17 protein-coding genes are annotated in these 19,156 nt (G+C 58.3%); 11 read left to right on the top strand and 6 right to left on the bottom strand.

From position 1 onward, the window contains the following. Positions 1-32: 32 nt before the first annotated feature. Positions 33-1,154, top strand: a complete 1,122-nt coding sequence (gene ispG, locus ACR0BK_RS03325; protein WP_480473338.1) for a flavodoxin-dependent (E)-4-hydroxy-3-methylbut-2-enyl-diphosphate synthase — start codon at positions 33-35, stop codon at positions 1,152-1,154. Between the two features lie 166 nt (positions 1,155-1,320). Then, positions 1,321-2,139 (top strand): DUF2189 domain-containing protein, encoded by an 819-nt coding sequence (locus ACR0BK_RS03320; protein ID WP_480473337.1) that lies wholly within the window; start codon positions 1,321-1,323, stop codon positions 2,137-2,139. 57 nt (positions 2,140-2,196) lie between these two features. Here the strand turns inward: ACR0BK_RS03320 and ACR0BK_RS03315 are convergent, their stop codons facing one another. Both ACR0BK_RS03315 and ACR0BK_RS03310 read right to left on the bottom strand, forming a co-directional pair. After that, entirely contained in the window at positions 2,197-2,955 is a 759-nt protein-coding gene (locus ACR0BK_RS03315) for a DsbA family protein (protein WP_480553759.1), read from the bottom strand. Then, positions 2,952-4,334 carry a M48 family metalloprotease gene (locus ACR0BK_RS03310; protein ID WP_480553758.1) on the bottom strand — a complete coding sequence of 461 codons (1,383 nt, stop codon included), beginning with the start codon at positions 4,332-4,334 and terminating at the stop codon, positions 2,952-2,954. Before ACR0BK_RS03310 ends, ACR0BK_RS03315 begins: the two co-directional genes overlap by 4 nt. Between ACR0BK_RS03310 and ACR0BK_RS03305 the strand changes: the two genes are divergently transcribed. The 3 genes from ACR0BK_RS03305 to ACR0BK_RS03295 all read left to right on the top strand — a co-directional run bounded on the left by ACR0BK_RS03305 (position 4,333) and on the right by ACR0BK_RS03295 (position 9,367). Then, positions 4,333-5,496, top strand: coding sequence for a pyridoxal phosphate-dependent aminotransferase (locus ACR0BK_RS03305; protein WP_480553757.1), 1,164 nt, complete (start codon positions 4,333-4,335; stop codon positions 5,494-5,496). The two genes, ACR0BK_RS03310 and ACR0BK_RS03305, sit on opposite strands and share 2 nt — an antisense overlap. A gap of 66 nt (positions 5,497-5,562) precedes the next feature. Then, complete coding sequence (locus ACR0BK_RS03300) at positions 5,563-6,783, top strand: N-acetylmuramoyl-L-alanine amidase (protein WP_480553756.1); 1,221 nt, start codon at positions 5,563-5,565, stop codon at positions 6,781-6,783. A gap of 94 nt (positions 6,784-6,877) precedes the next feature. Then, complete coding sequence (locus ACR0BK_RS03295) at positions 6,878-9,367, top strand: penicillin-binding protein 1A (protein WP_480553755.1); 2,490 nt, start codon at positions 6,878-6,880, stop codon at positions 9,365-9,367. On the opposite strand, the gene ACR0BK_RS03290 is transcribed toward ACR0BK_RS03295, so the two are convergent. Further along, positions 9,361-10,191: an aminoglycoside phosphotransferase family protein gene (locus ACR0BK_RS03290; protein WP_480553754.1), complete on the bottom strand. Its 831-nt coding sequence runs from the start codon at positions 10,189-10,191 to the stop codon at positions 9,361-9,363. The genes ACR0BK_RS03295 and ACR0BK_RS03290 overlap by 7 nt on opposite strands. Positions 10,192-10,268: 77 nt before the next feature. Here ACR0BK_RS03290 and prfB point away from each other — a divergent pair, with 77 nt between their 5' ends. The 4 genes from prfB to ACR0BK_RS03270 all read left to right on the top strand — a co-directional run bounded on the left by prfB (position 10,269) and on the right by ACR0BK_RS03270 (position 14,412). Next, entirely contained in the window at positions 10,269-11,396 is a 1,128-nt protein-coding gene (gene prfB / locus ACR0BK_RS03285; RefSeq protein ID WP_480473323.1) for a peptide chain release factor 2, read from the top strand. 1 nt (position 11,397) lies between these two features. Next, entirely contained in the window at positions 11,398-12,102 is a 705-nt protein-coding gene (locus tag ACR0BK_RS03280) for a M50 family metallopeptidase (RefSeq protein WP_480553753.1), read from the top strand. A 101-nt stretch (positions 12,103-12,203) separates the two neighbouring features. Continuing rightward, positions 12,204-13,604 (top strand): amidase, encoded by a 1,401-nt coding sequence (locus tag ACR0BK_RS03275; protein WP_480553752.1) that lies wholly within the window; start codon positions 12,204-12,206, stop codon positions 13,602-13,604. A 22-nt stretch (positions 13,605-13,626) separates the two neighbouring features. Then, positions 13,627-14,412, top strand: coding sequence for a DUF2189 domain-containing protein (locus tag ACR0BK_RS03270; RefSeq protein ID WP_480553751.1), 786 nt, complete (start codon positions 13,627-13,629; stop codon positions 14,410-14,412). Between the two features lie 9 nt (positions 14,413-14,421). Here ACR0BK_RS03270 and ACR0BK_RS03265 read toward each other — a convergent pair whose 3' ends face one another. The 3 genes from ACR0BK_RS03265 to ACR0BK_RS03255 all read right to left on the bottom strand — a co-directional run bounded on the left by ACR0BK_RS03265 (position 14,422) and on the right by ACR0BK_RS03255 (position 17,835). Next, entirely contained in the window at positions 14,422-15,141 is a 720-nt protein-coding gene (locus ACR0BK_RS03265; RefSeq protein WP_480553750.1) for a helix-turn-helix domain-containing protein, read from the bottom strand. A gap of 313 nt (positions 15,142-15,454) precedes the next feature. Further along, entirely contained in the window at positions 15,455-16,015 is a 561-nt protein-coding gene (gene ilvN / locus ACR0BK_RS03260) for an acetolactate synthase small subunit (RefSeq protein ID WP_209503637.1), read from the bottom strand. A gap of 68 nt (positions 16,016-16,083) precedes the next feature. Beyond that, on the bottom strand, positions 16,084-17,835 hold the full coding sequence (locus ACR0BK_RS03255; RefSeq protein WP_480473311.1) for an acetolactate synthase 3 large subunit: 1,752 nt from the start codon (positions 17,833-17,835) through the stop codon (positions 16,084-16,086). A gap of 69 nt (positions 17,836-17,904) precedes the next feature. On the opposite strand from ACR0BK_RS03255, the gene ACR0BK_RS03250 reads away from it, so the two are divergent. Together ACR0BK_RS03250 and ACR0BK_RS03245 are read left to right on the top strand one after the other, a co-directional pair. Continuing rightward, positions 17,905-18,141, top strand: a complete 237-nt coding sequence (locus tag ACR0BK_RS03250; protein ID WP_480473309.1) for a hypothetical protein — start codon at positions 17,905-17,907, stop codon at positions 18,139-18,141. Positions 18,142-18,255: 114 nt separating this feature from the next. Then, entirely contained in the window at positions 18,256-19,101 is an 846-nt protein-coding gene (locus ACR0BK_RS03245; protein ID WP_480473307.1) for a HalD/BesD family halogenase, read from the top strand. Positions 19,102-19,156 lie beyond the last annotated feature (55 nt).

Below are 19,156 nucleotides of genomic sequence, written 5' to 3'. Positions count from 1 at the left end.
GTCGCAACTCAGGCAGACGCGGATCCGTCCTTATGTCCCTTAATCACGTGCGCCCCTGGCGTGACATATATCGTCGTAAATCCCGTCAAATCATGGTCGGTAACGTTCCCGTCGGGGGGGATGCCCCGATCGCCGTTCAGACCATGACCAACACCCTGACCACCGATGTGGCGGCAACGGTGGCGCAAGTTCAGGCCGCAGCCGAGGCTGGCGCGGATATCGTGCGCGTTTCAGTCCCAGATGAGGCGTCGGCTAAGGCATTGAAAGAAATCGTACGCGAAAGCCCGGTGCCCATCGTTGCGGACATCCATTTTCACTATCGCCGTGGTATCGAAGCGGCCGAGGCAGGCGCTGCCTGTCTGCGTATCAATCCCGGCAACATCGGCGATGAAAGTCGGGTGAAAGAAGTCATTCAGGCCGCGCGCGACCACAATTGCTCGATTCGCATCGGCGTAAATGCAGGCAGCCTGGAAAAGCACCTGCTTGAGAAATATGGCGAACCGTGCCCCGAGGCGATGGTCGAAAGCGGGTTGGAACATATCCGCATCCTTCAGGACAATGATTTTCACGAGTTCAAGATCAGTGTGAAGGCCAGCGACGTATTCCTGTCCGCCGCCGCGTATCAGGGCATAGCCGAAGCCACTGATGCGCCCATCCATCTGGGTATCACCGAGGCGGGCGGACTGGTGTCCGGCACCATCAAATCCGCCATCGGGTTGGGCAACCTGCTGTGGATGGGGATCGGCGACACGATCCGCGTCAGCCTGTCTGCCGATCCGGTGGAAGAGGTGAAGGTCGGCTTTGAAATCCTCAAATCCCTTGGTCTGCGCCACCGTGGCGTCAACATCATCTCATGCCCGTCCTGCGCGCGGCAGGGGTTTGACGTTATCAAGACCGTCGAGGCGCTGGAACGTCGTCTGGAACACATCAAGACACCGATGAGCCTGTCAATCATCGGCTGCGTGGTCAACGGACCGGGCGAGGCGCTGATGACCGATGTCGGGTTTACCGGTGGCGGGGCAGGATCCGGGATGGTCTATCTGGCGGGCAAGGCCAGCCATAAGATGTCCAACGATCAGATGATCGACCACATCGTGGAGCAGGTCGAAAAGAAAGCCGCGGAACTGGACGCGGCTGCGGAAGCGGCGGAGTAGTGTGGGGTCGGCTGTGTCGGTAAGGCAGACATAGCGACCTTACTCATCCCTTGCCCTGATGCCTGAGCTGTTGCAAACTTGTTTCGTGACCGAACGATGCCTGTTTCGCCGCCGGTTCAGTCGGTAAACAGAACAGCGCGGACCCATGCTTTGGGAGGAGTGTGTCATGACATCCAAGACCGCAGGCCCTACGCCACCTGAGAACCTGACGCCACACCAGCAGGCCATGCCCAAGGTCAATCGGGTTACTTCGGATGATATAAAGGCGTCGCTAAAAGCTGGGTTCTCCGATTTTCTGGCGCGCCCCTTCATGAGCGGTTTCTTCGGGTTTTTCTATGCGGCTTTCGGCATCCTGATGGTCTGGAGCTTGGTCTGGCTTGGTAAGATCTGGATGATCATCCCAGCGATTGTCGGGTTTCCTCTGGTCGCGCCTTTCGCCGCTGCAGGACTTTATGAGATGTCCCGGCGGTTACAGAAGGGAGAGAAATTTGGCTGGTATGAAATCCTCACAGTCATGGCCGATCAACGCAAGCGCGAAATGGGCTGGATGGCCTTTGTTACGCTGTTCATTTTCTGGGTTTGGGTTTACCAGGTCCGGCTTTGGCTTGCGATCATCCTGCAGAATTCATCCTTTTCGGATTTTGACGGATTCTTGAACATCATCTTGTTCACCCCGCAGGGCTGGACATTCCTAGCAATCGGCACCTGTGTCGGGGCGTTTCTGTCGGCTGTCTTGTTTTCGGTCACTGTCGTCGCCATGCCCATGCTTCTGGACCGGGAAACAAATTTCGTTTCAGCCATGTTGACGTCTTTACGCGTCGTCTCGGAAAGCCCTGTGGTCATGCTCGGCTGGGCAGCGATCATCTCGGTCACAATGTTATTGTCGATGGTTCCGGCGTTTATGGGCTTGATCTTTACCTTGCCGATCCTTGGCCATACCACGTGGCATCTCTATCAACGGGCCGTGGAACCGGTAGACGGCTGAGGTCAGCAATCAGTCCGCCTTTTTGTCTGGGGGCAGCTGTGCCGCCCCCAATACCTATCAACCCTGTTCTGCGCGAACGCCATCTGCAATCTGCTGCATCTGATCGGCAGGCAGATAGCCGCGCAGCAACTCGGTTCCCAACACGAATGAGGGCGTGCCCGAAATCTGCATCCGTTGCGCCAGGGCGCGGGTGCGGCTGATCTCATCCGTGACGCTGTCGCTGTCCATCGCGGCGATGATCGCGTCACTGTCCAGACCCAGCCCGTCAGAGATGCGGCGAAGAGTTACTTCTGAGGGTTCGCCGCTGAATTCCATCAGCGCATCGTGAACCTGTTTATAGGCGTCATTGCCCGCCACTTGCTTGGTTGCCACCGCAAAGCGAGAGGACAAAACAGATGCGTCGCCCAGAATTGGCAGTTCTTTGATCACAAAGCGGATATTGCCATCGCTGGCCAGCAGGTTTGCCACTTCGGGCACCGCGCGGCGGCAATAGCCGCAGCGGTAATCCATAAACTCGACCAGTGTGATATCGCCATCCGGGTTGCCCCCAACCCAGCTAAAGCCATCGTCGAACAGTTCGGCCGCATTGGCGGCAACCAGTTCCTTGTCTGCGGCCGCTTCGGCCACTGCGTTTCGCTGTTCGAGGATATTGATTGCCTCGATAATGACTTCGGGGTTTTCCAGCAGGTATTCGCGTACCTGAGCGCCAAACTCTGCCTTTTCGGCATCATTCATCGCGTTCAGGTCCAGCGCCTGCGCTGAGGTCGCCGCCATGGAAAGCCCCAGAAGGGCAGGTGCAGCATGTCTGAGGATCATTTCCGTTTCCTTTTATCTTTCTTGAGTCGTTCTGAGGCAATCAACACGTCTTGTGCCCTTTGCCAACCCGGAGAGCCTTCCGGCAATTGCGCCACGGCCCGTTTCGCGTGAATTCCGGCATCCTCCATCCGACCCTGCAGGGCATAGCGCTCTGCCGTCACGGTCGAAGCCATGCCGTTATTTCCGACCTGCGCGTAAGCCACACCCAGGTCCTGCATCAGGCGTGCATTACGAAAGTCGCGCGCACGCGCCTGTTCCAGTGCATTCAATGCCTGTTTTGTTTCCCCTTGCGCCAACAGTGCGCGCCCATAGCCCGCAAGGATCAACGCATTGTTGGGTGCCATTTCAACAGCGCTTGCGTAGGCTTTAACAGCCTCGCTTACCCTTCTGTTTTCCAACAGGATTTGCCCTTTCAGGTCGTAATAGAACGGGTCATCAGGACGCTCGGCAAGCGCCGAGTCTATCGCGGCACGAGCGCGGGACAGATCGCGATTCTGATGATAGGCCGAAGCCTCTCGCATCAGGCGGATGTCGCGGTAGGGTTCTTCGCCGGCGCGCCGCAAGGTCCAACTGGGCGACCGCAGAAAGGCCGACAGCTTGCCTTTAACCCGCGCAAACCAGTAATCCGCATTGGGGTTTGGAACGGCTCGGTCGCCAAACTCATCCAGGAAAGCCTCGGCGGCGCGCAGACGATCACGGCTTGTCGGGTGTGATCGCATATAGGGGTCCTGGTTGGCGACACTCAGCAGTTCCTGACCGGCGAACTTTCGGTGCAACTCCACCATTCCGCTGGGTGAGATTTCGGCCCATCGCAGGTAACTTGCGGCGCTGCGGTCGGCGGATGCCTCTTCCGCGCGGGTGTGACCCAGAAAACCGCGGATTGCCGCGCCTTGGGTGCCAGCAGCGATCCCGATGGCGGCCTCGCCCCCACCCGCCGCTGCAGCCAGCAGGGCCAAAGCCGTGCCGAGGCTGGCGTTGCGCTGCGCGGCTTTCAGGTTCTCAGCCCGTCGCGCCAGATGACCATTCGAGATATGGGCGGCCTCGTGGGCGATGACAGCCTGCAACATCTCAGGGCTTTCGACGGTCAAAATCAGCCCGTAGTTCACATAAATCGCGTTGTAGTCGATGACGAATGCGTTGAACGTGTTGTCGTTTACGACCAGAATCTGAACCCGGTTCGTGTTCAGCCCCGCAGCCCGCAACACCGGAAAGGCCAGTTCACGCAGGCCATGTTCGATATCAGGGTCGCGGATTAGGCTCTGCGCGTGCGATTGCATCGCTGCCGCCAGCCAGACGACAACGGCAACCATCAGGGCCGGGATTGACGCCAACCGGGATACGCGCTCAAAAGCCATGACTGCAACATGGGAGATGGGCATGAGAAACTCAACCCGGTCCGGGGTCGATCCCTTCATCGTGATGGATGTGATGGAGGCGGCACGCAAGGCCGAAGAGGCGGGTCGCCACGTGATCCACATGGAAGTCGGCCAACCCGGAACCGGCGCGCCAAAGGGCGCGACCGAGGCTTTGGCCGCGGCGATGGAGCAAGGCCCGCTGGGCTATACGGTTGCCCTGGGTCTGCCCGCCCTGAGGCAGCGGATCGCCCGGCTTTACGGGGATTGGTACAATGTCGATCTGAACCCAGAGCGGGTGGTGATCACACCTGGCTCGTCCGGCGGATTCCTGCTGACCTTTACCGCATTGTTCGACAGCGGTGACCGTGTCGGTATCGGGGCGCCCGGCTATCCGTCCTATCGCCAGATCCTGAAGGCGCTGGGGCTGGTCCCGGTCGACCTGCCGACCGCGCCGGAAAACAGGTTGCAGCCCGTGGCGGCGGATATTCAGGGGATGGACCTGAAAGGGCTGATGGTTGCCTCGCCCGCAAATCCGACCGGTACGATGCTGGACCGTGCCGCCATGAACACCCTGATCCAGGCGGCGCACGGGCAGGGCGCGTCGTTCATCAGTGATGAGATTTACCACGGGCTGGAATACGAAGCCAAGGCCGTGACGGCGCTGGAGCTGACTGATGAATGCTATGTGATCAACTCGTTCTCGAAATACTTTTCGATGACCGGATGGCGCGTTGGCTGGATGGTGGTGCCTGAGGATCAGGTGCGCGTGGTCGAACGGATTGCTCAGAACATGTTCATCTGCGCCCCTCATGCCAGCCAGGTCGCAGCGCTGGCTGCGATGGATTGCGACGACGAATTACAAGCCAATCTGGATGTGTACCGCCGCAATCGCGCGCTGATGCTGGACGGGCTGCCCAAGGCCGGGTTTTCGAACATAGCGCCGCCCGACGGGGCGTTTTATGTTTATGCAGATGTATCCGACCTGACCGACGACAGCCGCACATTTGCGGCCGAGATTCTGGAACTGGCCGGTGTGGCCGTGACGCCAGGGCTGGATTTCGACCCGCAGCGCGGCCATACCACATTGCGTTTTTCCTATGCGCGCGCGACGGATGACATTCAGGAAGGGCTTGAGCGTTTGCGCCTTTTTATGGCGCGGCGCGGCGCTGTCAGGGAACCGGCCTGAGCCGTTCACAAGCGGCCGCTTGTGGTATAGGGTGCCCGGCAAACGATCTCGGGAAAACTTGAGGCCATGAGCAGGATCTTCTTTAGCATTGCGCTGTGTTGGGCGTTGGCTGGTGGTGCCATTGCGCAGGATTTCAGCGCGTTGGCGCGTGTCCAGCCTGACCAGAGCCGTATTACGGATGTCGGGCGTACCGGTGTTCGGGTGGACATCGCCCTCAGTCAGGGCGTTCCCTACAGGATTTTCACCTTGCAGGATCCCTACCGTATGGTTCTGGACTTCAACGAAGTGGATTGGGTCGGGCTGATCCGCGAAGATTTCCTGCAATCCGATCGCATCAGCGGCGTGCAGTTTGGCGCATATGTTCCGGGTTGGTCACGTCTGGTGCTGGAACTGGGGGCGCCGATGGCAGTGACGAAAGCAGAAATGTCGGTGGCAGAGGATTCAGGTGCTGCATTGCTGTCGCTCGACCTCAAGGGGACGGATTTCGATGCCTTCAACGCCTCGGCAGGTGCGCCGCGAAACCCGGGCTGGGACTTGCCGGAACCGGCGGATGTGCCTCAAGCCGCGGTGCGCGGTGCCGACCGACCCTTGCGTGTCATGCTGGATCCGGGCCACGGAGGCATTGACCCGGGGGCCGAGACTGACGCGATTGATGAAAAGACCCTTATGCTGACTTTCGCGCGTGAGCTGCGCGAAGTTCTTCTAAGATCAGGCGGATACGAGGTGGTTCTGACGCGGGTCGACGATCAGTTCGTCTCGCTGGAGCGTCGAATTGCGCTGGCGCACCGGGCCGGTGCGGACCTGTTCATCTCGCTTCATGCCGATTCCCTGTCCGAGGGGCGGGCGCATGGCGCGGTGGTTTATACCCTGTCTAACGATGCCTCGGATGTGGCCAGTGCGAAGCTGGCGGAACGGCACGACCGCGGGGATTTGATTTCCGGTATCGATCTGAACGGGGCGGATGATCAGGTCACCGATGTTCTGCTGGACATGGCCCGTCAGGAAACGATGCCACGCACAAGCGCGCTGGCCAAGGCCATCGCAAACGGCCTGGCACAACAAGGCGGGCCGATGAACGGCAAACCCTTGCGTACCGCATCTTTTTCAGTACTCAAGGCGGCGGACATCCCGTCGGTTCTGGTCGAGCTTGGATTTCTGTCCAGTCCCAGAGACCTGAAGAACCTCAAAGATCCTGATTGGCGTGCAAGAATGGCGCTGGGAATTCATCGGGGGCTTGAGGATTGGCGCCAGCAGGATGTGATCCGCAAATCCCTTATTGGTCAGTGACCTTGCGGCGCAAAACGGCTAGAATACGCTCGGTGTTTTGACCCTTGGGCGGCGCATCACTATATATGCAGCACCGCGAAAAAAAGGCAGTAACGTGATCCGGTTCATTCTTTCGATTTTCGGGGCGATTTTCAGCCTCGTGACATTGGGTATTTTCATGGCCGCGCTGGTGATCGGCGCGGTGTTCTGGATGTATGGGCGCGACCTGCCCAGCCACGAGTCACTGGCACAGTACAAACCACCCACGATCAGCCGGATCTATTCGGGTGAAGGCAAGCTGATTGATGAATTCGCGCAGGAACGCCGCCTGTTTACGCCATCCGAGGAAATCCCGGATCTGGTGAAGCAGGCGTTTATTTCGGCGGAAGACAAGAATTTCTACAACCATCAGGGCTATGACCCGCGCGGCATCATTGCCGCCGGGGTCGAGGCAGTGCGGACCAAGGGCGAAACCGTACGCGGTGCATCAACCATCACGCAGCAGGTCATGAAGAACTTTCTGCTGTCCGGTGACCGCCGGGCCGAGCGTAAGATCAAGGAAATCATTCTTGCGACTCGGCTTGAGGATACATTGGACAAGGAACAGATCCTCGAACTTTATATGAACGAGATCTTTCTGGGCCAGAACTCGTACGGTGTGACTGCCGCTGCGCAGACCTATTTCAACAAGACTCTCCAGGAACTGGCCCCGCATGAGGCCGCCATGCTGGCTGCCATGCCCAAAGCGCCGTCAGATTACCACCCCGTTTGGGAAAAAGAACGCCTTCTGGCCCGGCGCAACTACGTGTTACGTGAGATGCGGCAGAACGGTTACATTGATCAGGCGACCTATGAGGCCGAGGTCGAGCTGCCTCTGCGCTCGGTCCAGAACGGAGATTTTGAAAGCTTCCGTACGGCCCTGCCGCCCCGCGACTATTTCACCGACGAAATCCGCCGCCAGCTGAGCGAAGATTTTGGTGAGGGCGAGTTCTTTACCGGGGGCTTCACCGTGCGTGCATCGGTGGACGAGGAAATGCAGGTTGAGGCCGCACGGGCCTTGCGCGAGGCGCTCGAGAAATACGACCGGTCCCGTGGCAAATGGCGCGGAACAGGTGACGTGATCCCGGAAGAAAAACTGGCGGATGAGGCGCAATGGCGCGAGGCGCTGGCGACCATGGAAATTCCGCGCGACGTTATTCTGCCAACCCGTTGGTATCCCGCCGTGGTTCTGGGCGTGACCGACCAGCAACTGACCGTTGGTGTCGAAGAAGGTCCTGCCGATGGGATTATCCCGCGCGCGGACATCAAGTGGATGCAGGGTGATTTTGCGGCCAACTTCAAGCGTGGTGATGTCATTTTTGTCGTTGCGGGTGAAGATGGGCAATGGTCGGCGCGCCAGGTGCCCGAGGTACAAGGCGGCTTTGTCGCGATGGATGTGAACTCGGGTCGTGTTCTGGCGATGCAGGGCGGGTTCTCGTATCAGGATACCGTGTTCAACCGGGCCACACAGGCACAACGCCAGCCGGGATCGTCGTTCAAGCCGTTTGTCTATGCTGCCGCGCTGGACAGCGGATACAGCCCCGCGACCATCGTTGTCGATGCGCCAATCGAAGTGAACACGCCGCAGGGTCTGTGGCGCCCCAAGAACTCCTCCAACAAGTTCTACGGCCCTACACCTTTGCGAACAGGGATCGAACAGTCGCGGAACCTGATGACCATCCGTCTGGCGCAGGAAGTTACAATGCCCGTTGTTGCCGGCTATGCGGAACGGTTCGGTGTCTATGACCGGATGGGCGCGTTTTTGGCCAATTCGCTGGGGGCCGAGGAAACCACGCTTTACAAGATGGTCGCGGCCTATGCGATGTTCGCCAATGGCGGCCAACGTGTGGAACCGACTCTAGTCGACCGCATTCAGGACCGGTTCGGAAAAACCATCTATCGCCACGATGACCGTCAGTGTCTGGACTGTAACTCGACCTGGCTGGAACCAGATGAATCGCCGACCCTTGTCACGGATCGCGCGCAGGTCATGGATGCGATCACCGCCTATCAGCTGACATCGATGATGAAGGGCGTGGTGGATCGCGGGACAGCATCCGGCGTAGTGAATCTGCCGGTGCCAACAGCAGGCAAAACCGGAACCACCAACGACTCCAAGGATGCGTGGTTCATCGGCTTTACGTCGAACATCGTGGCGGGTTGCTACATCGGCTATGATCGACCGCGTCCGATGGGACGTGGGGCCTATGGTGGCACGTTGTGCGGCCCAGTTTTCCAGAGCTTCATGGAAAAAGCGGTCGAGAAATACGGCGGTGGTCCGTTTGAAGTGCCCGAAGGCGGCCATTTCATCAAGATCGACCGTTTCAGCGGGGCCCGCCTGCCAGATGATGCCACCGGTGATTATGTCGTGGCCGAATTCTTCCGCGACGGTGTCGATGGATTCATCGACCGTATCTATGATGGTGGTTTTGCCATCGGATCGGATCTGCCATTGTTTGAAGAAGTGCAGCGCGCGGGGGTTCAGGTTCAGACGTCAACGGGCGAGACCGTGACCGTTGGACCGAAAGCTTCCCAAGGGGACCTGAGCACCGGCGGGCTTTACTGACCGGCCGCTTTCAGAAACAGGTTTAGTAGATCAGCTTCTGCGTCACCGCAGATCGGGCCGTCAGATCGCCAGTAGATGGACAATGCGCATTTCGCGGCAGCCCATTGAGCCAGCCGTATTCGTGGTACACTCATTGCTTTGGAATACTCCGACAGACAGGTTTCGATTTGCAGGGGCTGGCGCACAAGATCCGGCATTCCCTTAGGGTGTCGCAACGCGTTGGCCAGTTCAAAAGCGGGATCGCCTAGATAACCTTTTGCATCGATGATCCGGGGTCCTGATGGTGTCATAATGACATTGTCTGGGTGAAAGTCCCCGTGAAGAGGTACGGGTAATGGTTGGCTGTCTAACAGGTCTTCACTTAGTGCAATCGCTGACTTCACCGCGTTACGCAGTTGGGCAGGGCACTCGGCCGCAAAGGTGCATTCAGCCAAAGGGGCGAACACCTTTTGCAAGGGTTTCATGCCAGTGGCGCTGACCGGGCCCCCTGCGTGCAAACGTGCTGCTGTTTCTGCAAGTGTCTTGACGGCGTCTTCGGGCCTGCCCGCGCGGGCGATATCCCCCAGAGATGGTCCATCCAACCACTCCATCAGCACGGCGCTCCGTGCCTCTTCCAAAATCCGAACAGCGCCCCTGTCGCGCCACCCGACCAACAAGCTGGTGCCCGGTTTTTCGTTCCCGCGATCTTGCCTGCGATAAAGCTTCAAGGCAGCCGGGCCGCAATTGGATTGTACTTTCCACACTCTTGCATGGCCGGTGTCCGCAACCAGTTCAGGCAAGTGCAAATCCCATCTGCCCAGAAACTCTTCGACTGTGTTTTGCATTCAGGTCAAGCCTGTCTTGTGGTGTCTCGCACCTCTTGCTATCACGCAGGCCTGATTGAGCAAGTTGGGACAAGACCATGCGCGCCGAAACCCAGAACATCGTGGCGGATATCAAAAAGTCGCTGGAGCTGCTGGCGCAGCGTATGGACTATGAAACCGCGCCGCATCGCCTTGAGGAATTCAACGCGCGCGTCGAAGACCCCAACCTTTGGGATAACCCTGAAAACGCGCAGAAACTGATGCGCGAGCGGCAGATGCTGGTCGATGCAATCGAGACGTATGAATCCATCAAGACCGATCTCAGCGACAATATCGAACTGATTGAGTTGGGCGAGATGGAGGAAGACCAAGAAGTCGTTCAGGATGCCGAAGCGGCGATCAAGACGCTGAAAGCCAGAGCCGCCAAAAAAGAGCTTGAGGCGCTGCTGGACGGTGAGGCTGACAGCAATGATACTTTCCTCGAAATCAACTCGGGCGCGGGGGGAACCGAAAGCTGCGACTGGGCGTCGATGCTGGCGCGCATGTATGTGCGCTGGGCCGAGAAAAAGGGTTACACGGTCGAGCTGCAATCCGAGACACCGGGCGAAGAAGCTGGGATCAAATCCGCAGCCTACAAGATTTCTGGTCACAACGCCTATGGCTGGCTGAAATCGGAAAGCGGCGTGCATCGGCTGGTGCGGATTTCGCCCTATGACTCGGCGGCCAAGCGCCACACGTCGTTCAGCTCGGTCTGGGTCTATCCGGTGGTCGACGACAATATCGAGATCGAGGTGAACCCGGCCGATATCCGCATCGACACCTACCGGTCTTCGGGGGCTGGTGGCCAGCACGTGAACACCACCGACTCGGCCGTCCGGATTACACACATCCCGACCGGGATTGTTGTGACCAGCTCGGAAAAGTCGCAGCACCAGAACCGCGATATTGCCATGAAGGCCCTGAAGTCGCGTCTGTACCAGCAGGAACTGGATCGCCGCAACGCGGATATCAACGCCGCGCACGAGGCCAAGGGCGACGCAGGCTGGGGCAACCAGATCCGGTCTTACGTGTTGCAGCCCTATCAGATGGTAAAGGACCTGCGAACCAATCACGAAACCTCGGATACCAAAGGCGTTCTGGACGGCGATCTGGACGGATTCATGGCGGCAACCTTGGCCCTGAACGTGGCAGGCAAAAGCCGATCCGAGGCGCAGGGCGACAGCTAAGGTGACACGCCAGCGTTCCTTTTTGGACCTGCTGAAAGGGCACTGGCAGCTTATCCTGATCACCGGTCTGGTCTTTGCGCTCTGGAATACGCCGGTTGTTGTTCCGCTTAAAATTCTGGTCGTCTTTCTGCATGAGCTGTCTCATGCCGGGACAATCCTACTGACTGGCGGCTCGGTCGAGAGTTTCACGATTTCACCCCAGCAAGGCGGAATGGTGATTGGCCGGGGCGGCAGCAGGTTTCTCAGCCTGTCCGCCGGGTATCTCGGCTCGCTTGTGTTTGGCATTGCGCTTTTGATCATCGCCTTGCGGACAAATGCTGACCGAGCTGTTCTGGCTGTTTTCGGCGCAATCATGTGTCTGATCGCACTGCTGTACATACGCGATGCTTTCGCCTTGCTGTTTTGCGCAGGGGTCGGGACGGCAATGATTGCGACAGCGTGGTTTCTGAGCCACGAGGTCAGTGATCTGGTGCTGCGCGTCATCGGGCTGACCAGCATGATCTACGTGCCGTTTGATATCTTTGATGACACTATCCGGCGATCCGGAGCGCGCTCGGACGCGTTCCTGCTGGCTGAGGAATTCGGCGGCACCGCGATGCTGTGGGGTGGGGTCTGGCTGGTGTTGAGTGGTGGCGCCATTGCCCTTTGTCTACGGTATTGGCTGGGCCGGAACAGCAACCTGCCATTGCACGGCAAAGCGTTGTGATGCTGTTGTTAGTAAGACAAGAAAATATACATCTAAACAGTGGGTTTAAATGAGGTGAACCGCTCGCTAGGCTGCTGAAGACAACAATAGACTGGCGTGTTATGGACCTGACCCGGATATCTGCCACAGAGCTTCTGAACCAACTGGCTACACGACAGGTTTTGGCCACGGAAGTCATGCAGGCCACGCTGGATCGCATTGCCAAGGTCAACGGTGACGTGAACGCCATCGTGGCGCTGCGGGACAAGAGTGAACTGATGGCCGAAGCACAGGCCCGCGACAGCGGCCCCGTCACTGGCCCGCTGCACGGCTTGCCAATTGCGGTCAAGGATTTGGTCAATGTAGCAGGTATTGTCTCTTCGCATGGATCGCCTGTTTTCAGGGATGTCGTCCCTGACAGGGATGATCTGATTGCCGCTAGGATGCGGGCCGCGGGCGCCATCCTGATCGGCAAGACCAACACGCCGGAATTCGGGCTGGGCTCGCACACGTTCAACCCGGTCTATGGTGCGACGCGCAACCCGTATGATGCCAGTTTCACCTGCGGTGGCTCATCCGGTGGGGCAGCAGTGGCTTTGGCGACGGGTATGGTGGCATTGGCCGACGGGTCCGACATGATGGGCAGCCTGCGCAACCCGGCGGCATGGAACAACATCTATGGCTTTCGCCCAAGCTGGGGCAGGGTGCCGTCTGATCCTGTGGGTGATAGTTTTCTACATCAATTGTCTACGCTGGGGCCCATGGCGCGAAGCCCCGAGGATCTGGGTCTCCTGCTCGATGTGATCTCGGGGCCTGATCCACGCCTGCCGCTGGCCAGAGATTGTACGCCGGTGTCACCGGTGGTCGCAGCAGATCTGAGCGGGCTGCGCATTGGCTGGCTGGGTGATTGGGGCGGGGCCTTTCCAACAGAGGTCGGAATTCTTGAGCTGTGCCGGGATGCGTTGAAGGTGTTCGAAATGCTCGGCGCGCGCGTTGAACATGTCGCCCCGCCTTTTGATGCCGAACGGTTATGGACCAGTTGGATCACCCTGCGGTCCTGGAGCGTTGCCGCAGGGCTTGAACCCTTGGCTGAACGACGGGACCACCTGAAAGACACAGCACAGTGGGAGCTGGATCGGGGTCTGACGATGAGTGCCATGGATGTGCATCACGCCAGTGTTATCCGGTCAGACTGGTTCCGGCGCGCGGCTGAACTGTTCGAGCAGTTTGATGCCCTTGTCCTGCCATCCGCACAGGTTTGGCCGTTTGGGATTGAAACACCATACCCCACACGGATCGCGGACTGCGCAATGGATACATATCATCGCTGGATGCATGTCACGGTACCGGTCAGCCTGATCGGCTTGCCTTGTCTGGCTGCGCCTGCCGGATTTGGTGTGCAGGGCCTGCCCATGGGCTTTCAACTGTTTGGACCAAGAGGGTCGGATCAGAAATTACTGTCGGTCGGGGCGGCCTATCACGCCGAAACCGACTGGCCCAACAAGAGGCCGGCGATGTCATAACGCCGATCAGGGAGGAGACTTAATGGAAAAGCCATTTGGCGTTCCGGACATGCGTCCGGTAGATACTGCCATGCTACGCGCCGCGTTGGGGCGCGCCTGGGCCGACTTTCGGCGTGCGCCGCAGTTCGGGTTGATCTTTGCCGGGTTCTACGTGCTTGCGGGATGGGCGATGGCATGGGTCACCATCCAGACCGGTACAACCTTCTGGCTGGTTCTGGCAGCCATTGGCTTTCCGTTGATCGGCCCGTTTGCCGCTGTTGGCCTTTACGAGGTGTCGCACCGGCTGGAACAGGGTGAACCGCTGGATCTTGGCGCAATCTTTGGTGTCGTGCTGCAACAAAGCCGTAGGCAATTGCCGTCGATCTGCGCCATCATCGTCGTGGTGTTTCTGTTCTGGTTTTTTCTGGGGCACATGATCTTTGCCCTGTTCCTTGGGCTGGCCACGATGACAAACGTGTCATCCTCGCTTGAGGTCTTTCTGACGGCGAATGGCCTGACAATGCTGGCTGTGGGCACGGTGGTCGGGGCGGTTTTCGCAACCGTTCTGTATATGATCACCGTTTTGTCGATCCCACTGCTGCTGGATCGCGAGTTGGATTTTGTCACGGCAATGATTGCAAGCTTTACCTATGTCTCCGGGAACTTTCCGGTGATGCTTGCCTGGGGGGTGATCATCGCTGTTTTGACGTTTCTGGCCATGGTGCCCTGGTTTTTGGGCCTTCTGGTGGTCCTGCCACTGTTGGGCCACGCCAGTTGGCACCTGTATAGGCAAATCACCCAAGTCGAAGGCGAGGGCACATCGTCCTGAGAAAACCGGTCAGGGATACTGTGCCGGATTGTTGGTCGACAACCGTGCAGCGGCGAAAATCGCCGTTGCATCGTGCCCGAGATATTTTAGAACCACGGGTTCCGGTGTCGAAGGGTTGGCCGGGCTTATGACCGTGCCGCGCCACTGAACTGCTGTTCCCGTCGGATCGGGTGCAATCATATAAACACGACTGTTCTGACCCGCTCGCTGAGAGGTCAGCATATAGACGGAACTGCCGGTGCAGGCGACGATCCCCTGTATTTCGCGCGCCTGTGGTGTTGCTTCGGGCATCGCGGCGCGCGACACATATCCGCGTATCAACGTGCATTGGGCCAGTGGTCGGGCGTGCAGCAAGGTCATACGGTGCGAGGCCGAGACGCTTTCGATCACGGCATAAAACCCCGGAGAAAACGCAGTTCTGGCGATCATGTCCACACCTGATCCCAGGAACTCGGTCAAGGCCGCCGCTGCGGGGTGGTCCTCGATCTTTTCAATTTCGTCCAGAGGCTTCAGGAGAATGCGCGCATCCACGTCGAAAAACCGGCAGATGCGATCCAGAACATCCGGCCGTGGAACACTTTCGCCCGAAAGATACCTGTTGAATTGCGTCCGATTCACGCCAAGCTTGCGGCACAGTGCTGAGACTGACCGATACCTTCGTGCCAGTTGCCGCAGGTTCGCACCAAACATCGCGCGAAGTTCAGACGGGCTGCGAATGTCGTCGGTCATGGATGCCCACGCCTTGCTGAGTTTCCCGAAAAACCATCGCAACACCGGGCCAGACCCTGGCGCGCATTCAAAAATCGTACAGATTGACCCCAAGCAACGTATCCCCACGTCGCGTTGCGGCATCGAGGCTAATGCCATTAAGTGCAATGGCAATAGGCTTTATGTGAAAATACCTGATCCTTATTCGGAAAAGCCGGCCCTATGGCAAATTTAGCGCATAGAAGGGCGCGTGGGTTGGTTTTAAAAATGCCCACCAACCTCAAATAGTGTTCCCGCCTTGGGTGCAAGAAAAGTCCCAAGGCGGGTACGTTGTTCAGTCGCCGCGCAGTAGGGCCGCCACGCCGGTGCGGGCGATTTCCATCAGGCCCAGCGGGCGCATCAGGTCAGCAAAAGCGTCGATCTTGTCCGGCGCGCCGGTGATCTCGAAGATGAAAGAGTTCAGAGTGCTGTCGACCACATTGGCGCGGAAGATGTCAGCCAGGCGCAGCGCCTCGACGCGTTTGTCGCCTTCTCCCACGACTTTTATGATGGCCAGTTCGCGTTCAACCGACGGGCCTTCGACCGTCAGGTCATGCACGTCATGGACAGTCACGATCCGGCCCAGCTGCGCCTTGATCTGCTCGATCACCTGCGGCGTGCCGGTGGTGACAATGGTGATGCGGCTCAGGTGTCCTGTGTGATCCACCTCGGCCACGGTAAGGCTTTCGATGTTATATCCACGCCCCGAGAACAGCCCAATCACGCGGGCCAGGACACCGGGTTCGTTTTCGACCAGCACGGCAATGGTGTGGCGTTCCTGCACGTCCGAAAAAGTAGGCCGTAGGTTATAGGCCGAATGGCGGTTGGAGCCTTTTTTGATATGTAGGGCAGACATTTATGTCCCTTTCATCATCCTGTGTTTGCCGGGCGCAATGGTCGCCCGGCGGTAATCCTCGGACGGTATCAGACTAGAACCGAACCTTTGCTGTCGATCACGCCCTGCGTTTCGGCCTCACCCAGAAGCATCTCGTTATGCGCTTTGCCGGACGGGATCATCGGGAAGCAATTCTCGTGCTTTTCAACCAGACAGTCGAAGATTACCGGACCGTCGTAGTTGATCATTTCCATGATTGCGTCGTCCAGATCGGCGGGGTCGGAACACTGGATGCCTTTGGCGCCGAACGCTTCAGCGAGTTTTACGAAATCGGGCAGGGCTTCGGACCAGGAATGCGAATACCGCTCGCCATGCAGTAGCTCTTGCCACTGGCGGACCATGCCGAGGCGTTCGTTGTTCAGGATGAACTGCTTGACCGGAAGACGGTACTGAACGGCCGTTCCCATCTCCTGCATGTTCATCAGCCACGAGGCTTCACCGGCGACGTTGATCACCAGCGCGTCCGGATGTGCCATCTGCACGCCGATCGAAGCGGGGAAGCCGTAGCCCATGGTGCCCAACCCGCCCGATGTCATCCAGCGGTTGGGATCTTCGAACCCAAGATACTGTGCTGCCCACATCTGGTGCTGGCCGACCTCGGTGGTGATATAGCGGTCATACTTTTTCGTCAGTTCTTCAAGCCGTTGCAGCGCATATTGCGGTTTGATCGACTTTTCGCTGTTGGTGTAGGACAGACAGTTGATCTTACGCCACTCAGAGATCTGTGCCTGCCATTTCTTGACAGCCGCTGCATCGGTCTTGCGCCCGCGTGACTTCCACACCTTCAGAATGTCTTCCAGAACATGCGCCACGTCGCCGACAATTGGAATATCCACACGGATGACCTTGTTGATCGAAGACGGATCAATGTCGATATGGGCTTTCTTCGACTTTGGAGAGAACGCGTCAATGCGCCCGGTGATCCGGTCGTCGAACCGTGCACCGATGTTGATCATCAGGTCACAGCCGTGCATCGCAAGGTTCGCCTCGTAGAGGCCGTGCATCCCCAGCATACCCAACCAGTTTTCGCCTGAGGCGGGGTAAGCGCCCAGACCCATCAGGGTTGAGGTGATCGGGAAGCCCGTGGAATCCACCAGTTCGCGCAACAACTGGCTGGCTGCGGGGCCAGAGTTGATGACACCACCGCCCGTATAGAAAACCGGCTTCTTGGCTTTCTCAATGGCTGCAACAAGCTCGTTGATTTCCTCCAGATCGCCTTTCAGCACAGGCTGGTAGTGCGAGGTCGAAGGTTTCGGACTGTTGTATTCACCCGTGGCAAACTGCACATCCTTGGGAATGTCGATCAGAACCGGGCCGGGACGACCCGATTTGGCCACATGGAAAGCCTCGTGCAGCGTCTCGGCCAGCGAATTCGTGTCCTTTACCAGCCAGTTATGTTTGGTGCAGGGGCGCGTGATGCCAACGGTGTCGGCCTCCTGAAAGGCATCCGATCCGATCATGAAGGTCGGGACTTGTCCGGTCAGAACCACAATCGGGATCGAATCCAGCAACGCATCGGTCAGGCCGGTAACTGCGTTTGTGGCACCGGGACCAGAGGTTACAAGCGCGACACCTGGCTTGCCGGTCGACCGCGCATAGCCTTCGGCGGCGTGGATTGCACCCTGTTCGTGACGCACCAGAATGTGACGAATGTCGTTTTGCAGAAAGATCTCGTCATAGATCGGTAGGACGGCGCCACCGGGGTATCCGAATACCGTGTCCACGCCCTGATCCTTAAGGGCCTGAACTACCATCTTTGCGCCGGTCATCTCACGTGTCATCTGCTTTGCTCCGTTCGCGACATGTGTCTTGCGTTTGACAAAAAAAAGCCCCCGAAATTTCGGAGGCGCATGGGTTCGATTATGGTTTACCGTTACCGGCCCATGCGCGTGGTTCCTACGATTACGACTAGCGTTCTCATCGCCAGAGGCTCCTTTTTGCTTGGAGGGGACATTATGGTCGGTGGGGAGGAGCGTCAACAGGCAAATCCACCAATTTTCTATCTCAATGGCGGTATTTTGCGAAATTTTGTTGCGCAGATTGCCGCATGCTGGGAATTTCCGGGAAAAGGGCAGTCGTTTTCCTGAGGGCGGGACAGGTATGAAAGTCTGAATGCGTCAGGCCGATGTCTGAAACTGGCATGATCCGGTGATTTGTCTGGGTCACGCTGACCTTGTGTTCGCAAACGAGGGAGGCGGAGCATGTTACAGGACCTGGTAGATCTGGGACGATATCCGATCGATCGCCCGGATTCGCCAGCTTACAGGCGATTGATCGGGGATTTGCGGCGCGAGTTGGAACAGGACGGCTGTGCGGTTCTGCCGGGTTTCGCACATGCGCAAGGGATCGAGCTGTTGGTGCAGGAGGCCGACGAGGTGGCGCCCAATGCACACCGGTCTTTCAATCGCACAAATGCCTATTTCACCAAAGACGACCCACGGTTCGACGCCGCCCATCCGATCAGACGGTTCTATGACCGGTCGAACGCGTTTGTTCCTGCCGACAATTTTGCGCATTCCGGTCCTTTGCGCAGGATTTACGAGTTTAGCGGATTTCTTCCCTTCATTCGGGATGCGCTGGATGAGCCTGAGGACCGCTTCTTTCGTTACGATGACCCTCTGGCAGATGTGATCATCAATGTCGTGGAAGAGGGGCAGGGCTTTCCCTGGCATTTCGACACCAACAACTACACCGTGACACTGGCGATCCAGAATGGCGAGCAGGGCGGTGCATTCGAATACGCACCCAATCTGCGCACAGCCGAGGATGAGAATTTCGATCAGGTCGCGTCGGTTCTGGACGGAAACAGTGAGCGCGTTCATCGGTTGGAGCTGCGACCTGGGGACTTGCAGATATTCAAAGGCCGCTACTCCCTGCACAGGGTCGCCCCGGTCAAGGGCACGCGGCGGCGGTATGTGGGTATCTTTTCATTTGTCGAGGCCGAAGGCATGTGTGGTGGGATCGAACGGACGCAGCAGCTCTATGGACGTGTGTTGCCACACCATTATGAGCGTGCGGGTTTGCGAAAAGATCAGTTGCTGGATTGAAGGGGCACTACCGGAGGTCAAGGCTCCCGCCCGTCGTCAACGCGCCTGTGGCGCG

This window comes from Ruegeria sp. AF1 (assembly GCF_056542125.1).
This window is presented reverse-complemented; position numbering and strand designations above follow the sequence as displayed.

Bases quoted from the DNA above. Each gene is read 5' to 3' on its own strand.
- ilvN (WP_209503637.1), bottom strand. From the start codon at position 16,015: ATGTCTGCCCTACATATCAAAAAAGGCTCCAACCGCCATTCGGCCTAT.
- ACR0BK_RS03320 (WP_480473337.1), top strand. From the start codon at position 1,321: ATGACATCCAAGACCGCAGGCCCTACGCCACCTGAGAACCTGACGCCA.
- ACR0BK_RS03275 (WP_480553752.1), top strand. From the start codon at position 12,204: ATGGACCTGACCCGGATATCTGCCACAGAGCTTCTGAACCAACTGGCT.
- ACR0BK_RS03310 (WP_480553758.1), bottom strand. From the start codon at position 4,334: ATGCCCATCTCCCATGTTGCAGTCATGGCTTTTGAGCGCGTATCCCGG.
- ACR0BK_RS03290 (WP_480553754.1), bottom strand. From the start codon at position 10,191: ATGCAAAACACAGTCGAAGAGTTTCTGGGCAGATGGGATTTGCACTTG.
- ACR0BK_RS03255 (WP_480473311.1), bottom strand. From the start codon at position 17,835: ATGACACGTGAGATGACCGGCGCAAAGATGGTAGTTCAGGCCCTTAAG.
- ACR0BK_RS03300 (WP_480553756.1), top strand. From the start codon at position 5,563: ATGAGCAGGATCTTCTTTAGCATTGCGCTGTGTTGGGCGTTGGCTGGT.
- ACR0BK_RS03265 (WP_480553750.1), bottom strand. From the start codon at position 15,141: ATGACCGACGACATTCGCAGCCCGTCTGAACTTCGCGCGATGTTTGGT.
- ACR0BK_RS03315 (WP_480553759.1), bottom strand. From the start codon at position 2,955: ATGATCCTCAGACATGCTGCACCTGCCCTTCTGGGGCTTTCCATGGCG.
- ACR0BK_RS03305 (WP_480553757.1), top strand. From the start codon at position 4,333: ATGAGAAACTCAACCCGGTCCGGGGTCGATCCCTTCATCGTGATGGAT.
- ACR0BK_RS03245 (WP_480473307.1), top strand. From the start codon at position 18,256: ATGTTACAGGACCTGGTAGATCTGGGACGATATCCGATCGATCGCCCG.
- ACR0BK_RS03270 (WP_480553751.1), top strand. From the start codon at position 13,627: ATGGAAAAGCCATTTGGCGTTCCGGACATGCGTCCGGTAGATACTGCC.
- ispG (WP_480473338.1), top strand. From the start codon at position 33: ATGTCCCTTAATCACGTGCGCCCCTGGCGTGACATATATCGTCGTAAA.
- ACR0BK_RS03250 (WP_480473309.1), top strand. From the start codon at position 17,905: ATGGGTTCGATTATGGTTTACCGTTACCGGCCCATGCGCGTGGTTCCT.
- prfB (WP_480473323.1), top strand. From the start codon at position 10,269: ATGCGCGCCGAAACCCAGAACATCGTGGCGGATATCAAAAAGTCGCTG.